The sequence below is a fragment of the Rhizobium sp. CAU 1783 genome (assembly GCF_054551725.1).
Window position 1 is genome coordinate 247537 of sequence record NZ_JBTOLM010000002.1, and the last position, 17210, is coordinate 264746.

General features: G+C 64.5%; 14 protein-coding genes. 8 read left to right on the forward strand and 6 right to left on the reverse strand.

Annotated features, from left to right (window positions below):
* Positions 1-30 precede the first annotated feature (30 nt).
* Together ACX93L_RS07915 and ACX93L_RS07920 are read left to right on the forward strand one after the other, a co-directional pair.
* Positions 31-606, forward strand: a complete 576-nt coding sequence (locus ACX93L_RS07915) for a LysE family translocator (RefSeq protein WP_459404349.1) — start codon at positions 31-33, stop codon at positions 604-606.
* Between the two features lie 178 nt (positions 607-784).
* Complete coding sequence (locus tag ACX93L_RS07920) at positions 785-1276, forward strand: acyl-CoA thioesterase (RefSeq protein ID WP_459404350.1); 492 nt, start codon at positions 785-787, stop codon at positions 1274-1276.
* 139 nt (positions 1277-1415) lie between these two features.
* Here the strand turns inward: ACX93L_RS07920 and lepA are convergent, their stop codons facing one another.
* Together lepA and ACX93L_RS07930 are read right to left on the reverse strand one after the other, a co-directional pair.
* Positions 1416-3239 (reverse strand): translation elongation factor 4, encoded by a 1824-nt coding sequence (lepA, locus tag ACX93L_RS07925; RefSeq protein WP_459404351.1) that lies wholly within the window; start codon positions 3237-3239, stop codon positions 1416-1418.
* Between the two features lie 95 nt (positions 3240-3334).
* Positions 3335-4600, reverse strand: a complete 1266-nt coding sequence (locus tag ACX93L_RS07930; RefSeq protein WP_459404352.1) for an MFS transporter — start codon at positions 4598-4600, stop codon at positions 3335-3337.
* A gap of 258 nt (positions 4601-4858) precedes the next feature.
* Here ACX93L_RS07930 and ACX93L_RS07935 point away from each other — a divergent pair, with 258 nt between their 5' ends.
* The 6 genes from ACX93L_RS07935 (at position 4859) to ACX93L_RS07960 (ending at position 11405) form a co-directional block, all read left to right on the forward strand.
* Entirely contained in the window at positions 4859-5437 is a 579-nt protein-coding gene (locus ACX93L_RS07935) for a helix-turn-helix domain-containing protein (RefSeq protein ID WP_459404353.1), read from the forward strand.
* A 22-nt stretch (positions 5438-5459) separates the two neighbouring features.
* Positions 5460-5978 (forward strand): GNAT family N-acetyltransferase, encoded by a 519-nt coding sequence (locus tag ACX93L_RS07940; RefSeq protein WP_459404354.1) that lies wholly within the window; start codon positions 5460-5462, stop codon positions 5976-5978.
* 119 nt (positions 5979-6097) lie between these two features.
* Positions 6098-6484 (forward strand): hypothetical protein, encoded by a 387-nt coding sequence (locus ACX93L_RS07945; RefSeq protein WP_459404355.1) that lies wholly within the window; start codon positions 6098-6100, stop codon positions 6482-6484.
* A 140-nt stretch (positions 6485-6624) separates the two neighbouring features.
* Positions 6625-7650, forward strand: coding sequence for a histone deacetylase family protein (locus ACX93L_RS07950; protein ID WP_459405349.1), 1026 nt, complete (start codon positions 6625-6627; stop codon positions 7648-7650).
* 195 nt (positions 7651-7845) lie between these two features.
* The gene (locus ACX93L_RS07955; protein ID WP_459404356.1) at positions 7846-9849 is read left to right on the forward strand and encodes an SH3 domain-containing protein; all 2004 of its coding nucleotides are present in this window, start codon (positions 7846-7848) and stop codon (positions 9847-9849) included.
* A complete protein-coding gene (locus ACX93L_RS07960; RefSeq protein ID WP_459404357.1) occupies positions 9846-11405 on the forward strand; it encodes a hypothetical protein in 1560 nt (519 codons plus the stop codon). Before ACX93L_RS07955 ends, ACX93L_RS07960 begins: the two co-directional genes overlap by 4 nt.
* Positions 11406-11469: 64 nt before the next feature.
* Here ACX93L_RS07960 and ACX93L_RS07965 read toward each other — a convergent pair whose 3' ends face one another.
* The 4 genes from ACX93L_RS07965 to ACX93L_RS07980 form a co-directional block, all read right to left on the reverse strand.
* Positions 11470-14226, reverse strand: coding sequence for an EAL domain-containing protein (locus ACX93L_RS07965; protein ID WP_459404358.1), 2757 nt, complete (start codon positions 14224-14226; stop codon positions 11470-11472).
* Between the two features lie 92 nt (positions 14227-14318).
* Positions 14319-15173 carry a FecR domain-containing protein gene (locus ACX93L_RS07970; protein ID WP_459404359.1) on the reverse strand — a complete coding sequence of 285 codons (855 nt, stop codon included), beginning with the start codon at positions 15171-15173 and terminating at the stop codon, positions 14319-14321.
* Between the two features lie 240 nt (positions 15174-15413).
* Positions 15414-16520: a TRAP transporter substrate-binding protein gene (locus ACX93L_RS07975; protein ID WP_459404360.1), complete on the reverse strand. Its 1107-nt coding sequence runs from the start codon at positions 16518-16520 to the stop codon at positions 15414-15416.
* Positions 16521-16695: 175 nt separating this feature from the next.
* Positions 16696-17163 carry a group III truncated hemoglobin gene (locus ACX93L_RS07980; protein WP_459404361.1) on the reverse strand — a complete coding sequence of 156 codons (468 nt, stop codon included), beginning with the start codon at positions 17161-17163 and terminating at the stop codon, positions 16696-16698.
* Between the last annotated feature and the right edge of the window lie 47 nt (positions 17164-17210).

A 17210-nucleotide genomic window follows, 5' to 3' on the forward strand; every position in this document is an offset into this window, starting at 1 on the left:
GTGCAGGCGAACGGACCGCGGAGACATGACGTGAACCTTACCGCCTTTGCCATCGCGCTTGCGCTTCTGCTTCTAACGCCGGGGCCGACCAATACGCTGCTGGCCGTGGCGGGGGCGTCGCAGGGCTTCCGTCGCGCCTGGCCGCTGATGGGCGCCGAACTCGCCGGCTACCTGACGACCATCGTTCCCCTCGTCACCTTTGCCGGCCCCTTCCTCGAAGGCCAGCCGGTGGTTGCGGATCTCGTCAAGCTGTGTTCGGCCGCTTGGGTCCTCGTCCTGGCGATCAGGCTGTGGACCGCGCCGGCCCCGACGGCGGCCGACACCTGTATCAAGGGACGCTGCGTCTACTGGACGACGGTCATGAACCCGAAGGCGCTGATCATCGGGCTGGCGCTCATCCCGCCAGCCGGGATCGCCGAGACGCTGCCCTACCTGACCGTGCTCTGCATGACGATCGGCGTGGTGGCGAGCCTCTGGCTTGCGCTGGGATCGGCCGTGATCCGCGCCGTCAGCCGCCGCCACCCCGCGCTCGTCGGCCGCGTCGCGGCCTGCTTCCTCGTCTTCTTCGCCATCAGTCTCGCCGGCAGGGTTGTCGGTCTGGTGTAACTTCGCGGTTATCTCCTTGGGCGGAGCGAAGTCGACCTTGTGATCTTCGACCACTTCGGGTGAATCTGTTCGTGGACCTTGGCGGGCAGCATGCCCAAGACCTTTCTGTCGTCCCTCTTTTCACCTTTGCCGGCGGAACCTAGACTGGCATGAAAGTTCCCGTTGCAAAGGAAAACCCATGGATCGCGCCCATGACCCAAGCCAGCTCGAAATGGTCGTGTTGATGACGCCGGACATGGCGAACTTTTCCGGCAAGGTGCATGGTGGCGCCCTGCTGAACCTTCTCGACCGGGTCGCCTATTCCTGCGCCTCGCGCTTCTCCCAGCACTATGCCGTGACGCTGTCGGTCGACCAAGTGGTGTTCCGCCAGCCGATCCATGTCGGCGAACTCGTGACCTTCAGGGCCTCGGTCAACTTCGCCGGCCGCACCTCGATGGAAATCGGCATCCGCGTCGAGGCTGAAAACATCCGCACCGGCGAGCGCCGGCACACCAATTCCTGCTATTTCACCATGGTCGCGGTCGACGAGGCGGGAAAACCGATCGCCGTTCCGGAGCTCAGTGTCGAGACGGAGGTGAAGGCGCGGCGCAAGCGCGCGGCCGAAGAGCGCCGGGCGCTGCGCCAGGAGTTCGAGGCGCGTTTCGAGAGGGCGAAGGCGGGGGCGGAGTAAGCGGGAAGAAGCCCTGGAATAGGTCGGTGGCGGCGGTGATCTCGTCGGAGTCGTGGGAGAGACCGGCGATCGACCGGCGGCACGCCCCCTCTCATCCGGCGCTAAGGGCCGCCTTCTCCCCGAGGGGAGAAGGCGAGCCTCACTCGTCGCTCATCTTCAGCGCGGCGATAAACGCTTCCTGCGGGATCTCGACCTTGCCGAACTGGCGCATGCGCTTCTTGCCGGCCTTCTGCTTGTCGAGGAGCTTGCGCTTGCGGGATGCGTCGCCGCCGTAGCACTTTGCGGTCACGTCCTTGCGGAGCGCCGAGATGGTTTCGCGGGCGATCACGTTGCCGCCGATCGCGGCCTGGATCGGGATCTTGAACATGTGCTTCGGGATCAGTTCTTTAAGCTTCTCGCACATGTCGCGGCCGCGCTTTTCCGCCGCCGAGCGGTGGACCAGCATGGAGAGCGCATCGACCGGCTCGCCGTTGACCAGGATCGACATCTTGACGAGATTGCCTTCCTGATAGCCGTTCAGGTGATAGTCGAACGAGGCATAGCCCTTGGAGATCGACTTCAGGCGGTCATAGAAATCGAACACCACTTCGTTGAGCGGCAGCTCGTAGGTCAGCATGGCGCGCTTGCCGATATAGGTGAGTTCGGTCTGGATGCCGCGGCGGTCCTGGCAGAGTTTCAGGATGCCGCCGAGATAGTCGTCCGGGGTGAGGATCGTCGCCTTGATCCACGGCTCGCGGATTTCGGCGATCTTGACGACGTCGGGCATGTCGGCCGGATTGTGCAGCTCGCGTTCAGTGCCGTCGGTCATGGTCAGCTGATAGACGACCGAGGGGGCCGTGGCGATCAGGTCGAGGTCGAATTCGCGCTCCAGGCGTTCCTGGATGATTTCGAGATGCAGCAGGCCGAGGAAGCCGCAGCGGAAGCCGAAGCCGAGGGCGGCCGAGCTTTCCATTTCGAAGGAGAAGGAGGCGTCGTTGAGGCGCAGCTTGCCCATGGCGGCGCGCAGGTCCTCGAAGTCGGCGGCATCGACCGGGAAGAGGCCGCAGAACACCACCGGCTGCGCCGGCTTGAAGCCGGGAAGGGCTTCCGCGGTCGGGCGCTTATCCTCGGTGATCGTGTCGCCGACGCGGGTGTCGGCCACTTCCTTGATCGAGCCGGTGAAAAAGCCGATTTCGCCTGGGCCCAGGCTGTCGACGGCCACCATCTTCGGCGTCAGGATGCCGACGCGCTCGACCTGGTACTTGGCGTCGGTGCCCATCATGCGGATGGTCTGGCCCTTGGAGAGCACGCCGTCGATGACGCGCACCAGAACCATGACGCCGAGATAGGTGTCGTACCAGCTGTCGACGAGCAGCGCCTTCAAGGGGGCCTTCTCGCCGCCCGGGCTCTTCGGCGGCGGCAGCTTGTGGACGATCGCTTCCAGCACGTCGGGAATGCCGAGGCCCGTCTTGGCCGAAATCAGCACGGCTTCGGATGCGTCGATGCCGATGACTTCCTCGATCTGTTCCTTGATGCGGTCGGGTTCCGCCGCCGGCAGGTCGATCTTGTTGAGGACGGTGACGATCTCGTGGTTGTTGTCGATCGCCTGGTAGACGTTGGCGAGCGTCTGCGCCTCGACGCCTTGGGATGCGTCGACGACGAGCAGCGAGCCCTCGCAGGCCGAGAGCGATCGCGACACCTCATAGGCGAAGTCGACGTGGCCGGGGGTGTCGATCAGGTTCAGCACATAGGTGTCGCCGTCATTGGCCTTGTAGTGCAGGCGCACCGTCTGGGCCTTGATGGTGATGCCGCGTTCCCGCTCGATGTCCATCGAGTCGAGCACCTGTTCCGACATCTCGCGTTCGGCAAGGCCGCCGGTCGTCTGGATCAGGCGGTCGGCGAGCGTCGACTTTCCGTGGTCGATATGCGCGACGATCGAGAAATTGCGGATATGGTCGAGGGGGGTGCGGTTCTCTGTGCTCATGGCTTGCGCATATAGCAGCGGCGGTTGAGCCCGCAAAGCGGAAAGAAAGGGATTTGTTCACCCTGAGTGCCGGAAACTGTGGCTTTCGGGCCGCTCTAGCGGGTCGTGTCGGCCCGCTCGTTGTCCGGATCGGTGATGACGGTCGCATTGGGCAGCTGGGCGCTCAGCATTTCGAAGCCCTCCCGCTCCGCCGGCGGAACCGCTTCGCGCCCCTTGAGCCGCAGCAGCACGAAGCCGCCATAGGCGACCGCGAGGCCCATCGCCGCAAAGATGAAGGTCTGCGGGCCGAAGACCGGGGTGATCAGCGTGACGCCGAGCGGCATCAGCGTCGCGGACGTCGACCAGGCGACGAGAAGCGTGGAGGACAACGGCACGAAGTCCTGCGGTGCCGTGCGGTCGTTGGCATGCGCATTGGCGATCGAGTAGACGGATTCGACGGCGCCGGCCCAGATCGCATAGACGACCATCAGCAACAGCAAATTCGAGAACGAGACGAAGAATGCGGCCACCGCCATGACGCCGATCAGGGCGCAGGCGATGATCAGCACCAACCGCCGGTCGATCCGGTCCGACAGCGTGCCGAGTGGATACTGCACGAACAGCATGCCGAGCTGCATGACGAACATCAGCATCGCGATGTCCGACTGCGAAACGGCGTTTTCCGCCGCGTAGATCGGAGTGAAGCCCTGGACCATCATCGAGAAGCCGCCGGCCGCCAGCACGCCGACGAAGCCGACCGGCGAGTTGCGCCAGGCCATCCTGATGTCGACGCTGACGCTTGCCGGGGCGGGTGGCGTCGGCAGGCGCGTAAGGCTGATCGGCAGGATGGCGATGGCGGTGAAGAAGATGGTGACGAGCGGCGCGAGATTGCCCTCCGCCGGCATCTGTCCGAATCCCCAGGCGCCGGCCCCGAGACCGATGACAAAGGCCATGTAGAAGAACGACATCGCCTTGCCGCGCCAGGCATTCGAAGCGGCGTGGTTGATCCAGCTCTGGGCGATGATGAAATTGGTGTTGCCGGCCGCGCCATAGAGCGTGCGGCCGACGATCCAGAGAAGAGGGTCGACGCCGAGGGCGATCAGGAAGGCGCCGAGAATGACGAGCGCCATCGACGCCGCGAAGAGCCGCGCATGGCCGACGCGGCGGATGAGCGGGCCGGCGACGACGCAGCCGACGAGCCCGCCGAAGGCGACCGCCGTGATCGCACCGCCGGCCGCCCAGGAGGGGCTGTCGGAGCGTGACAGGACGAAGGGGATATAGGCCGACATCACCCCGTTTCCGAGCGCGACCGCAGTCATGGACAGGACGATGCTGGCGACGGAGAGCGGCGAATTGGTCGTCGTCACGGTCTGCGTCGTCATCGAATGATCCCGGAAAAGGCTACCGCGCCGGAAGAGCCGCGCGAAGGGTTGAGATTGTCTGCCCTTCTTGGCGGGCCGGTCGAAGCGACTTTTCTAGCCGAACGGAAACGGCTGCGATAGCGTGCACGCGACGTCATTCCGCAGTTTCCGGTGGGGCGCAGGACAGGTTTCCGATCAAGCAGCGGGCATGAACTCGGCTGCCTGGACGCAGCTGTGATCGGCCTTGACTCCAATATCTGATTACGTAATTCTACAATAATGGAAACTGAAGACGAGAACCTTGCCCACCGCATTGGTGCCCGCCTCGGCACGTTGCGCGCCGAGCGCAGCCTGACGCTGGACGGGCTCGCCGAGCTGTCGGGCGTCAGCCGGGCGATGATCTCGCGGGTGGAGCGCGGCGAGGCGAGCCCGACGGCGGCGCTTCTGGCGCGGCTGTGTTCGGCGCTCGGCGTCTCGCTCTCGGTGTTCTTCGCCCACGGCGGGGCGGAGGCGCCGCCGCTCGCCCGGCGGGCCGACCAGCCGGTCTGGCGCGATCCGGAAAGCGGCTATCTCCGCCGGGTCGTTACACCGGGCGGAACGGACAGCCGCGTCGACGTCGTCGAAGTGGAGTTCCCGGCCGGTGCCGAGGTACGGTTTCCCGGCCAGCAGGCAAGCCGCAGCCAGTGGCAACATGTCTGGCTGTTCGACGGCGAGATGGACCTGACCGTCGGCGACACGGTACATCGTCTTCTGCCCGGCGATTGCCTGTTCATGAATGTCGGCGACGTCCACGGGTTTCGCAACCCGACGGACAAACCGGCCCGCTATGCCGTGATCATCGATCTCGGCCACCGCTGAACCCGTCTGAACCGGAGCCTCCATGACCGCCATCCGCATGCTGAACGAACAACAGACCCTCGCGGTCTTGCCCGACCTCTGCGACGTGCTCGCGGACTGCGTCGAGGGTGGAGCCTCTGTCGGTTTCATGTCTCCCTTCACGCCGGCGGATGCCGTGCCCTTCTGGCAGGGCGTGGCCGCCGCCGTCGGGCGCGGCGAGGTGCTGCTCTTCGTCGCTGAGACCGAAGGCCGGATCGATGGAACCGTGCAGATCGGCTTCGCACTGAAGCCCAACCAGCCGCATCGCGCAGATCTGATGAAGTTGCTCGTCCACCGCCGGGCGCGGGGCCGGGGCCTTTCCCGACCGCTGATGGAAACGGCTGAAGCCGAAGCCGCCCGCCGGGGCCGCAGCCTGCTGGTGCTCGACACCGCGACCGGCGAGCCGGCCGAGCGGATCTACGAAAAGCTCGGCTGGAGCCGCAGCGGAGTCATCCCCGACTACGCGCTCTTTCCCGACGGCCGCTATTGCGACACCACGGTCTTCTACAAGAGGATCGGCTGACGCCGGAGGTCTTGAGAGGCTCAAGGAAACGCTCCGTCCGCCCTCTTGTCGTGCGGTCACCCCATGCTAGGCTGTCGGTGGTTCGCGCCTGCGGACCGCTGACAACCGGGGGTTCATTCATGTCGTCTTTCCTTGCTGCGTCGCTCCGCGCCGCCGTCCTTGCTCTTGTTGCTGGAACCGTTGCCGGTGCCGCAATGCCAGCCCTTGCTGCCGATGTGACCTTCATCATGCGCAACAGCCATCCGAATGCCGTCGAGGTCGAACTCTACAGTCAGGACCGCGACCATGTCTGGCCGGGCGGCAACGAGGTCTTCTATCTCGATGACGGCGAGACCAAGGAGATCCCGCTGTCGTGCAACGAGGGCGAGCAGATCTGCTATGGCGCCTGGGTTTCCGGCGACAAGGGCAGCTACTGGGGCACCGGCCCGGACAATGGCGAAACCTGCACGGACTGCTGCTACACCTGCGAGGGCGGCCAGACCGAGGAAATCAATCTCGTCGAATGACGGAAAGCGGTGCCGTCGACCGGCACTTCTATAACCGAAGATATTTGGTCATTTGACCTAAAACCGGCCCGCTCTGTCTTGCGGAGCGGCAGGTGATGACGCTACGTTTGCCCGACAAGAACAAAGGGGACGTAACCGACATGCGTGTCATCTATTCCGAAGACCACAAGCTGAGAGATGCCAAGACGGAGCTGCATGGCGGCCTGCTGGTCAAGCCTTTCGAGGGGCCGTTCCGGGCCGAGTGGATCCTGGCGGCCGTCAAGGAAGCAGGCTTTTCCGACGTCGTGGCGCCCCGCGATCACGGGCTTGCCACCGCATTGAAGGTGCATGGCGCCGACTATCTAGAATTCCTGCGCACCTGCTGGGACCGCTGGAGCGCCATGGGCTTCAAGGGCGAGGCCATCCCGACTGCCTTTGCCTATCGCCGCAGCCGCAACCGCGTCCCGAACAATATCGACGGGGCCGTGGGCTATTACGCAAACTCGGTCGAGACGGCGATTTCCAAGGGCACCTACGAGGCGGCGCTCGCCTCGATGAATGTCGCGATCTCCGGCGCCGACTGGCTGAACGAGGGCAACCGTTTCGCCTTCTCGCTCTGCCGCCCGCCGGGCCATCACGCCGGCATCGATCTGTTCGGCGGCTATTGCTTCATCAATAACGCGGCGGTCGCGGCCCAGCGCCTGCTCGACCAAGGCGCGAAGAAGGTCGCGATCCTCGATGTCGACTTCCATCACGGCAACGGGACGCAGGACATCACCTACAATCGCGGCGACATCTTCTTCGCCTCGCTGCATGGCGATCCGGTCGATGCCTTCCCCTATTTCCTGGGTTATGCCGACGAGACGGGCGAGGGTGAGGGCGAGGGCCTGAACGCCAATTACCCGATGCCGGCCGGCACGCCCTGGGAGGTCTGGTCCGCCGCACTGCAAGACTCGCTGAAGCGGATCGCGGCCTTCGGCGCCGAGGCAATCGTTCTGTCGCTCGGGGTCGACACCTTCGAGCAGGATCCGATCAGCTTCTTCAAGCTCAAGTCGCCGGACTATATCCGCATGGGCGAGATGATCGCCGCGAGCGGCCTGCCGATCCTGACCGTCATGGAAGGTGGATACGGTGTCCCCGAAATCGGCCTCAATGTCGCGAACGTCCTGAAGGGTCTCGAGGCCTGAGCCTCGGGGACATCGCGCACGTGCGATCCGGGATCCTGATGTCGGCCGGGCTTTCTGCCCTCGACAGTTGACTTCAATCAATCGTCGTCGGCCGAGAAGGCGCATAGTGACTTCGGATTGTCGGGGAGTTTGCCGGAATGTCGTTCCCTGTCCGCTGATCGTGGACGGCGCATGCTCCGGGCTGAAGGGGACATGATGGATCGGCAACGTATCTTCTGGCTCGCGGCTTTGCTGGGAGCGTCGCTTGGGGCGGCGCCGGTGAATGCCGATTATGTCGGCGGGCTCAATCCGGCCGGCGATAATTTCCTGGCCTTGCGTACCGGCCCCGGTTCGCGCTTTCCGATGATCCTGCCGATGGGGCCGGGGACTTTCCTGACCGTGATCGGCCGCAATGGCCGCTGGCTGAATGTCGAGTTGGAGGATGGCACCCGCGGCTGGGCCTATGACGCTTATGTCGTCGGCGGCGCCGCGCCGGGCGACGGCCCTGTAGACGAACCGTCGGACAGCGTAGCTGCCGAGCCGCCGCCACCTGCCAAGGTGTCGCCGGATGAACCGGCGGCTGACATCGGTGGGGAGGCGCCTTCCACATCTGCTGATGTGAGGCCGGGAGATACGAAGACGCCCGCCACCCTGTCCGCCGGAACGACGGCAGACCCCGCAGCGAGCAACTGGATCACCTACCGCAACGACCGCTTCGGCACCCGCATCGATTATTCGGCCCCCTTTTTCGAGATGCTGCCGCCGCCGGAAAACGACGACGGGCGGAGCTTCGAGGCGCGTGACGGCTCGGCCCGCTTCATGGTTTTCGCCTCTCACAACGTGTTCGACAGCTCGCTCGACGAACTGATTGAGGAAAATCTCGCAGGTCTCGGCGAGGGGGAGAAAGTCACGCAGAAGCGTCGGGGCGAGGACTGGTATCTACATTCCGGTTTCCGCGGCGATGACTTCTTCCTCCGCAAGGTCTTGCTGAGCGATGCCGGGGCGGTGATCCACACGTTCGAGATCAGCTATGCCAAAAGCCTGAAGGCGAAGCTCGACCCGGTGGCCGCCCGCATGGCGCAGTCGCTGCGGGCCGGGGACGAGTCTGTGGAAAGCAAGAGCGAGAAACCGAAGACGAATGCCTCCGGGCTGCAGGGTGCCCCTTTCGCCGGGGCGACAGACGACGATGGCAAGGCGCTTTCGGTGACTGTGGGCCAAGGTTGGAGATCGCATGATCTCGACGGGTTCGCCCTGAAGGCGCCGGGAGACTGGAAGGCATCGGTCGACGGCGACACGCTCGTGCTCAAGGCTCCCGACGGCAAGCGAAGCCTGATGGTCTGGTGGTGGTTCCCCGACGAACCGCTACTCGGCTATTCCGATATCGTCTCCAACCGCAAGATCAGGGTGGCGGGTGAGCCGGCCTTGTGGATCCATTCGAAATTCGAGGGCGTTGAGACGCTGAGTGTGACCCTCGACGAGGGGCGGGCCGACAAGAAGCGGCTGCATTTTCTTTTCGAGGCGACCGGCGGTCTCCGCCTCGGCGGCGGTGACCCCGACTTCGACCGCATCCTTCAGAGCGTGACGATCGATGGCCCGGAAGGTAAGTCCGGAGCGGAAGACAGCGGTCAGCCGCTGATCGTCCCCCGGCCGGACGGCGAGGAGCCGATAACTCCCAATGCCACGACGGAGGATGTCGCGACGGTCAATGAAGCAACGGCCGACGAGGGCGGCGCCGAGGACGAGGAGCGCCGGGCTTGGGTTGGTCGCATCTCGGTCACGGTGCCGAGCGGCTGGAAAGTCGGGCCGGACGAGAACATTGCCGGCGGCATCGTCATGACCCGGCCGGACGAAGGCGCACAGATCGCCTTGTCCCTTTGGCCGGATGACAGGCCGATGCCGAGCGCGGAGGTGACGTCGCTCGACTACACCGTCATGCTTGGGCGGCCGGCGACCGTTCTGGAGCTGAGCGAGGGGCGCATGCGCGCCCGGCAGATCTTTTTCGACGAGCCGCGCGGTGGCGGTGCGCGCTTGACGCTCGCCTACCGGGCCTTCGGTGAGGAACTGGGCGATGGCCTTCCTTTGTTCGAGATGGTGCTGGCGAGCCTGGACGAGACGTTCGCTCCGCCCGAGGAAGGCGAGTCTCCCGTTGTCGCACCGGCAGCTGGCAGCGATCCTTTCGCCGATATCGATCTGAGCGACCTGGAGGTGAAGCCGAGATGAGACCGCTGCTACCCTTCGATTTTCGGGCCATGATCCTCGCCGGTGCCTTCGCGCTTTCGTCTGTGGCGCCTGCAAGTGCTCAGGCGCCGACCACATGGCAGGAGGATGCCAAGAAGGCCGCACTCGACTATGCCGACCAGCAAGCCAAGGACGTGGTGAAATCGCAGTCGCAGGCGGCGATTGTTGCGCTCTACAAGAAGCTCTACAAGTCGGGTGCAAACAAGACTCTCGCCCGACAGCTCGGCACGGTGGCGCTTTCGGCCAACGAAATCAACAAATTCGCCGAGAACGCCGCAGACGCCATGACAAGCGGTGACCCGGAAAAGGCCAAGGCTGCCTCCAACGAGGTCGCGGTCGCGCTCGGCAAGACGCTGGCCAACGGGATCAAGGATCCGGCGCTGCGCCAGCAGATGGCCGGAGCGCTCGGCAACATCGACAAGGTCAACGAAGCGGCTGACGTGCTCGGCAAGGCCGCCGGCGGCGACCCGCAGGCGGCCTATGAGTATCTCGGCCGTGCCTTCATCGCCGCGACGCCCGCCGCCGCCGCCTTCACTGCAGTCGAGACGGCGGCCGGCGTGGTCTCCTATGCCAAGGGCAAGTTCGTCGACAGCACCATCGAGGAACTCTACCAGGAATATGCCAAGGGCGACGAACATACCCGCGAGGCGATCCGCGAACGGTTGGAAACCCTGCCGCTCTACGCTTCGGTCATTCGCGATCGCAAGATTGAACTCGCCGACCAGCGTGCCGACGATATCGCCCAAGCGACGGCGGAGCCCAGCGACGCGGTTCGCGAGCGGTTGACAGAGACCAGCGACGGTGAAGTCATCGACAACATTTTCCGGACCTTCGCCGCGCGCACCAAGAAGGAGCAGTCTGCCGCCGTCGTGGAAAAGGCTCGCGCCGATGCACAGGCCGAAGCCGGCCTGATGATGGAGGCGCTGGATTCCGCGGCCTATGGCAAGTACGGGCGGGACTGGTGGACCAAGCACCCCTACAATCTCGAACGCTTCACCCAGCTGATCCGCGACAGGCTGAAGAAGGACGGTGTGCTCGATCCGCACAATGCAATTCACATCAAGGCCATGGCGAATCTCCTGTCGACCGGGCTGGTTCACGGCACGAACTCGAAGGAGTACCAGGACCAGCTGGCCAAGTTCGAGGCGTACCGCACCGCCGTTGCGGGCCACAGCGGCCTGACCGTCGAGCCGCGGACGGCCACCGCCGATCTTGCCGGCCAATATAGCGGCCGCATTTCAGGTCAGGCGTCCGGATCCATGACCCTCGTCGTATCCGGCGCATCGGTTTCCGGTTCCATTTCCGGTACCTTTGAAGGCGACGCCTTTACCGCGCGGTTTTCGGGCGCGGTCAACAGTGACGGTTCGTTCACCGCGCCGACCACGGGTGTCTTGCAAGGCAAGCTGTTCAGCGAGGTCAAACCTTATCCTTTCAACGGCACGGTGAGCGGGAGGGTCGACGGTCGATCGGGCTCAGGCCAGTGGTCGGGCAAGAACAAGTGGGGCGGCGGCAGCGGCAGCTGGCAGGCGACCAAGTAGGATGCAGGGCGTAGCCTCCCTGTACGCCGGCGATGAGGGGGGTGACCTGTCGCAGGCGTGATCGTCAGGCGGGAATTGCCTCCCTTGCTCCCGTGGCCATGTCGATGAGGTCGGACGACGTCTGGGGTTTCCCGAACAGGTAACCTTGCCCCTGTTCGCAGCCGATGTCCTTGAGGAACGCGACCTGTTCCTCGGTTTCGACCCCCTCGCAGATCATCGCGATCCCGAGACCCTTGCACAGCGCCTTGACCGAATGGACGATTGCCCGGCTTGCCGGGTTTTCCATCAGGCTGCGGACGAACATCTGGTCGACCTTGATCTTGTCGAGCGGGAACCGGGCGAGATAGCCGAAGGAGGAATAGCCCGTCCCGAAATCGTCGAGCGCAAGGGAAATGCCGAGCGCCTTGAGGTCGGCCATCTTGGCGAACACATCCGGCGACGGATTGAGGAAGGCGGATTCGGTTATCTCGAGGTGAAGGCGCTTCGGGGAGAGGCCACTCTGGGAAAGCGCGTCGCGCACCGCGCCGACGATGTCGCCGCGCTGGAACTGCAGCGGGGCGACATTGACCGCGACCGTCAGTTCGCCGGGCCAGCCAAGCGCATCCCTGCAGGCGCGCGTCAGCACCCAGCAACCAAGCTGCTCGATGAAGCCGTTGGCCTCCGCTATCGTCACGAAGTCTTGCGGGGAAACGAAGCCGAACTTCGGATGGATCCAGCGGATCAGCGCCTCGGCGCCGACGAGCTTGCGATCCGAAAGGCGGACCTGAGGCTGGTAGAGAACGTGGATTTCACCCTTGTCCAGCGCATGCCAGAGCTCCGCCTCGATGCGGCGCGCGTCCGCATGCCGCAGTCCGGTCTCCGGATCGAACCGCGTGACGCCGTTGCCGCTGGTCTGGCGTGCGAGGTCGAGGGAGAGTTCGGCCTCCGCGACCAGCGCGGCGCCGCCTCTGAGCGGCGGACCGCTTTGGAAAGTCATGCCGATGCGGGCCCCGAGCCGGGCTTTCGAGCCAAGCACGTCGAAGGGGATACCGATCGACCGGACGATCTTTTCCGCGATTGCGTTCGCCTCCGTCTCGCTCACGGGCGAAGTGGTGAAGGCGGCGAACGTATCGCCGCCGAGCCGGGCGATCTCGGACAGGCGCGGCTCGACACACTCGAGGCGAGCGACCACGGCCTTCAGCAAGGCATCTCCCTTGGATCGGCCGAGCGTCGCGTTGATGGTCTTGAAGCGATGAAGGTTGATGGCGAACACCGCATGTCCCTTGTCCGCCGGGGGCGGGGTTTGAAGAGCCGCATCGATCATGGCGATGAAGGGGGATGAGCGGAGCGCATCGGTCAACACGTCATGCTCGGACAGGAAGGTGATGCGATCTTCCTGGCGCCTGCGGACCGTGACGTCGCGGGCCGTGATACAGGCGACGAAGTCGTGCGCGACGAGACGCCGGCCGCGGCCGGAGGCGCGCGTCAGCCTCGACGGAGTGATCGTGTATTCGATGACACGGTCGCCGTCTTCAGGTCCGAGTACCAGCACGTTCAGCGCGGACTCGGGCGCGTGGCCGTCACGCAGGGCCGCGATCGCCTGCCGGATGCCGGCAAGCCATTCCGGTGGAAGCCTGTCGGCGACGAGATCGCCTTTTCGTGACGCCTGAATGCCGGGCAGGATTTCTACCAGCCGCGCGCTGTGCTCCAGCAGCAGGCCATCCTCGTCGACGACGAGAATGGCATCGGCACTGTCGTTGATGACCCTGCCGAGCAGGTTGCGGGTGTTGTCGGCATCGGCCGAGGCAAGACGCAACAGCCAGCTGCGCAGGTCGAGCTCCTCGACGATGCGCGTGGCGGCCGTCAGCAGCAGCAGGAACAGCGTCGCAGCCGTCGGCAGAAGCACGCCCTGGCTCGTCTGAAGCCAGAGGGCAACCCCTTCGATCACGATCATGCCCGCGCCCACGATGCCCAGTTGGCGGCGCAGCGCCCGGTAGGGGGAGAGCGCGAAAAAGGAAATGATCGCCCCGAACGCGAGCGACGGCCAGGGGAAAAGGGGCTTCAGCGCGCGATCCTGGAGAAGGGTCTCGGTGGCAAGGATCTGCACCATCGGACCGGACAGAAGCCCGTGCACCGGAACAAGGAAATTGTCCTTGAGTTCGATGGCGCTGGCGCCGGTCACGACGATCTTGTCGGCAAAGACGGAGGGATCGATCCGCCCCTCCAGCACGTCGATCACCGAGTATCGGGATACGCTGCCGGGATCGATGGAGAAGTCGATGATAAGGGGTGCGGCGGTCTTGTCGGCGATACCCGCAAGCGTCGCCGGCACCGACATGACGAACTCGCCGTCCTGCATTTCGCCGTACGGGAAACGGCGTACCTGGCCGTCGGCGTCGGCGCTCAGGCTGACGCTTGCGGGCCAGGAATGCTCGGCGAACATCGGGTCCGGTCGATTGACCCCGGTCGCGTCGGATCTTGTGTCGGACGACAGCTGCTGGGTGAAGGACGGCAGCATCACGCCGCCGCCAGCAGCCTCGAGCGCGGCCGCGAATGCGGCGTCACTGGCCGGGTTCGACCGGGCGCTGAAGTCGATGTCGAAGAAGATGTCGCGTGCCCTGCCGGCCGCATAGATATCGACGAGGCGGGCATAGATGGTTCTGTCCCACGGCCAGGTCCCGACCTTGTCGAGGCTCTGCTTGTCGATGGCAACGAACGCAACCTGGCCGGTTGGCACACGGCTGACGATGCCCATGCGCTTGGCGACCAGTGCGGCGTCGAGGCGGGTAAACGCGCCGATCGCGGCCAGCCCCGCGACGGCGGTGATAAGTAATCCCAGCACGAAAAGCCTGCGACGGGGAAGGGAAGAAGCCTTCGACATTCCGGTTCTCTCGGTATGGGTCGCTTGGGAGGAGGGTTCAGGCGCTGGCGACGTCAATCGTCGTCTTCGCTGTCGTCGTCGCTATCGTCCTTGTCCTTGTCTTTCCCCTTGCCTTTGCCGTTCCCTCCGGCATTGCTGTTGCTGCTGGCGTTGGAATTCCCGCTCCCGTTGCTGCTGTTGCTGGAACCGGAACTGGACGCGGAGTTGCTGCTTCCATTGCCATTGCTGCCGGCCGTGTCGGACTTGCCATTGCTGGACGTCCCATCGCTTCCGCCTTTATCGTCGCTCGCGCTGATGCTGCGGTCATCCAACGTGTCCGAGGCCGCAGCTACGCCGGCAACGGTCGGCGTGCTTGCTGCCACGCTGACGACCGGCGATTTCGGGCCGGGGCCGACAACCTTAAGGGAGCGGGCGATCGACGGCGAAACCGCGACCGACTGGCCGGGCCTCACATCGACGCGTTCGCCGCGCCGAGGATCGGTGACCCCGACCAGCCCGCGCTCGACGCCCAGTTGGGCCGCCTTGCCGTCGACGCTGACGGTGAAGCGCGTGCCCTTGACTACGGCGGCGAGAAATGGGGTCTGGACGGAAAGATTGCGGCCGGGACGCTTTTCGAAGTCGACGACGATCTCGCCGATCTGCTGGACGACCTCGAACTTGTTCCCGGCGGTGTCCTTTGCGACCACGGAGACCATCGAGCCTGGTTGGATCGCAATCATGTCATCGGCATGTGTCAACACGGCCCGCCCGCGAGGTCCGCTGCTGATCCAGGCGCCGCCAGGCACCGGCATGCCGGCTTCAAGACGTTTCCAGTTGACCTTGTCGACGGTGAAGTTGACCGGCTGCTTGACCCTGGACGCCACCCAGTCCGCGGACGAGGCCAGTCCGGGATTAAGGAAGAACAGCACGATCGACACAAAGAGGAGGGAGGGACGCACGACAAAGCTCCGGCATTTCAGTGCTTTCGAACGTAAAATATCAAAAATAAGAAAAGACTAACGTGATGTGGTTTTCCGTACCCGTAACTTCACGCACTCCGCAGACTCGACAAATGCGATCCTGCGTTGTTTTCCCGGTTCCTTCCCGCAAAGACAAACGCCCCGGGCATTGCTGCCCGGGGCGTCTTCGAAAACGGTTGTCGAGAACGGTCAGAGCTTGCCCTGGCGCTGCTGGATCATCATGTAGGTGTCGAAGCCATAATCGGCGACCTGGGCCCAGAGGTAGGCGTCTTTCTTGAACGCCAGCTGGCTTTCATAAAGCTTCTTGAAGTTCTCGTTCTTGGCGCTGAGGTCCGCATAGGTTTCGAGCGCGGCCGCATGGCATGCGTCGAGAATATCGGAGCCGAAGGCGCGAAGTTCCGTACCCTGGGCGACCAGTTGGCGAAGGGCTGCGGCGTTCGACGCGTCGTAGCGGGCCAGCATCCGGGCATTGGCCGCCGCGCAGGCGTCCGTCAGGATGCGCTGATAGTTCTTCGGCAATTCGTTGAACTTGTCCGAGTTGAAAAAGGCATGGACGGCCGGGCCGCCTTCCCACCAGGCCGGGTAGTAGTAGTACTTGGCGACCTTGTAGAAGCCCAGCTTGTAGTCATCATACGGGCCGACGAATTCGGTGGCGTCGATTGTGCCCTTTTCGAGCGCCGGATAGACGTCCGAACCGGCGATCTGCTGCGGCGTGACGCCGACCTTGCTCATCACTTCGCCGGCGAGGCCCGCGATGCGCATCTTGAGGCCCTTGAGGTCGTCGATCGTCTTGATTTCCTTGCGGTACCAGCCGCCCATCTGGGCACCGGTGTTACCGGCCGGCAGGGCATAGAGCTTGTGGCCGGCGAGGAATTCGTTGAGCAGCTCGTTGCCGCCGCCGGCGGTGAACCAGGCATTGGTCATGCGGGCGTTGAGGCCGAACGGGATCGCCGTGCCGAGGGCAAACGCCGGATCCTTGCCGATATAGTAGTAGCAGCAGGTATGCGCCATTTCGACCGTGCCGGCAGCGACCGCATCGGCGGCCTGCAGCGGCGGGATGATCTCGCCGGCGGCGAAGGGCGTGATGGTGAAGTTGCCCCCGGTCGCTTCCGAAACGCTGGTGGCGATGTCGGTGGCCGCGCCGAAGATGATGTCGAGGCTCTTCGGGAAGGAGGAGGTGAGGCGCCAGTTGAGCTTGGGGTTTTCCTGGGCGATCGCGGGCGCGGCAAGCGACATGGAGGCAGCTGCACCCAAACCGGCGGCGCCGGCCTGCTGGAAAAATTTACGGCGGTTCATGATTCTTGGCCTTGGTTGTTTCCTATGGATTATCCTCCCCCTCCGCGCGCGGTCTTATCACCGCAGGCCGGTCATGCAAGCCCGAAAGTCGCGAGAATTGCGCGCAAGGCGCGCTGGAGATACGCAAAATTTCGCAGCCGAAGCCCATTCGGTGAGAAAGATGCGCGGTCGTGTATCAACTGGTGCGGCGAGCCGGATCGTCGAGCGCCGGATTGTAGAACAGCGCGAGCACCAGGCTGCGCGCGATGCGCTCGGCGGTCGCCATGAACCATGCCTCGGCTTCCGCATTGGCGCCGAGATCGGACAGCGTCTGGCGGAAGAGGGCCAGCCACTCGATGAAGAGCCCCTCCTGCATGCCTTCGACGCCGTGATGGGCCTGCACCGGCTTGCCGCCATAGGCGCCGTTCTTGAAGGCGACGGAGCCCCAGAAGGCCTTCATCTTCGTCAGATGTTCGGGCCAGCGCCCGGCGAGCCGGGCGTCGAACACCGGCCCGAGGCGCTCATGGGAATGGATTCGGCCGTAGAAGGTTTCGACCAGCCTGTCGATGAAGGCCTGATCCACGCCCATCGCGGCCATCTGCGCTTCGGCGCGCGCCGTGATGTCGGCGCGGTGGGCGGCACGCGCCACGAGATCGTCTTGCATCGCTGTCTCCTGCTTCGATTGGGAGCTTGGCCCTGCTTTTCGCCGAT

Excerpts from the sequence above, each read along its gene's own strand:
- ACX93L_RS07920 (WP_459404350.1), top strand. The coding sequence starts at position 785 with ATGGATCGCGCCCATGACCCAAGCCAGCTCGAAATGGTCGTGTTGATG.
- lepA (WP_459404351.1), bottom strand. The coding sequence starts at position 3,239 with ATGAGCACAGAGAACCGCACCCCCCTCGACCATATCCGCAATTTCTCG.
- ACX93L_RS07930 (WP_459404352.1), bottom strand. The coding sequence starts at position 4,600 with ATGACGACGCAGACCGTGACGACGACCAATTCGCCGCTCTCCGTCGCC.
- ACX93L_RS07935 (WP_459404353.1), top strand. The coding sequence starts at position 4,859 with ATGGAAACTGAAGACGAGAACCTTGCCCACCGCATTGGTGCCCGCCTC.
- ACX93L_RS07940 (WP_459404354.1), top strand. The coding sequence starts at position 5,460 with ATGACCGCCATCCGCATGCTGAACGAACAACAGACCCTCGCGGTCTTG.
- ACX93L_RS07945 (WP_459404355.1), top strand. The coding sequence starts at position 6,098 with ATGTCGTCTTTCCTTGCTGCGTCGCTCCGCGCCGCCGTCCTTGCTCTT.
- ACX93L_RS07950 (WP_459405349.1), top strand. The coding sequence starts at position 6,625 with ATGCGTGTCATCTATTCCGAAGACCACAAGCTGAGAGATGCCAAGACG.
- ACX93L_RS07955 (WP_459404356.1), top strand. The coding sequence starts at position 7,846 with ATGGATCGGCAACGTATCTTCTGGCTCGCGGCTTTGCTGGGAGCGTCG.
- ACX93L_RS07960 (WP_459404357.1), top strand. The coding sequence starts at position 9,846 with ATGAGACCGCTGCTACCCTTCGATTTTCGGGCCATGATCCTCGCCGGT.
- ACX93L_RS07975 (WP_459404360.1), bottom strand. The coding sequence starts at position 16,520 with ATGAACCGCCGTAAATTTTTCCAGCAGGCCGGCGCCGCCGGTTTGGGT.
- ACX93L_RS07980 (WP_459404361.1), bottom strand. The coding sequence starts at position 17,163 with ATGCAAGACGATCTCGTGGCGCGTGCCGCCCACCGCGCCGACATCACG.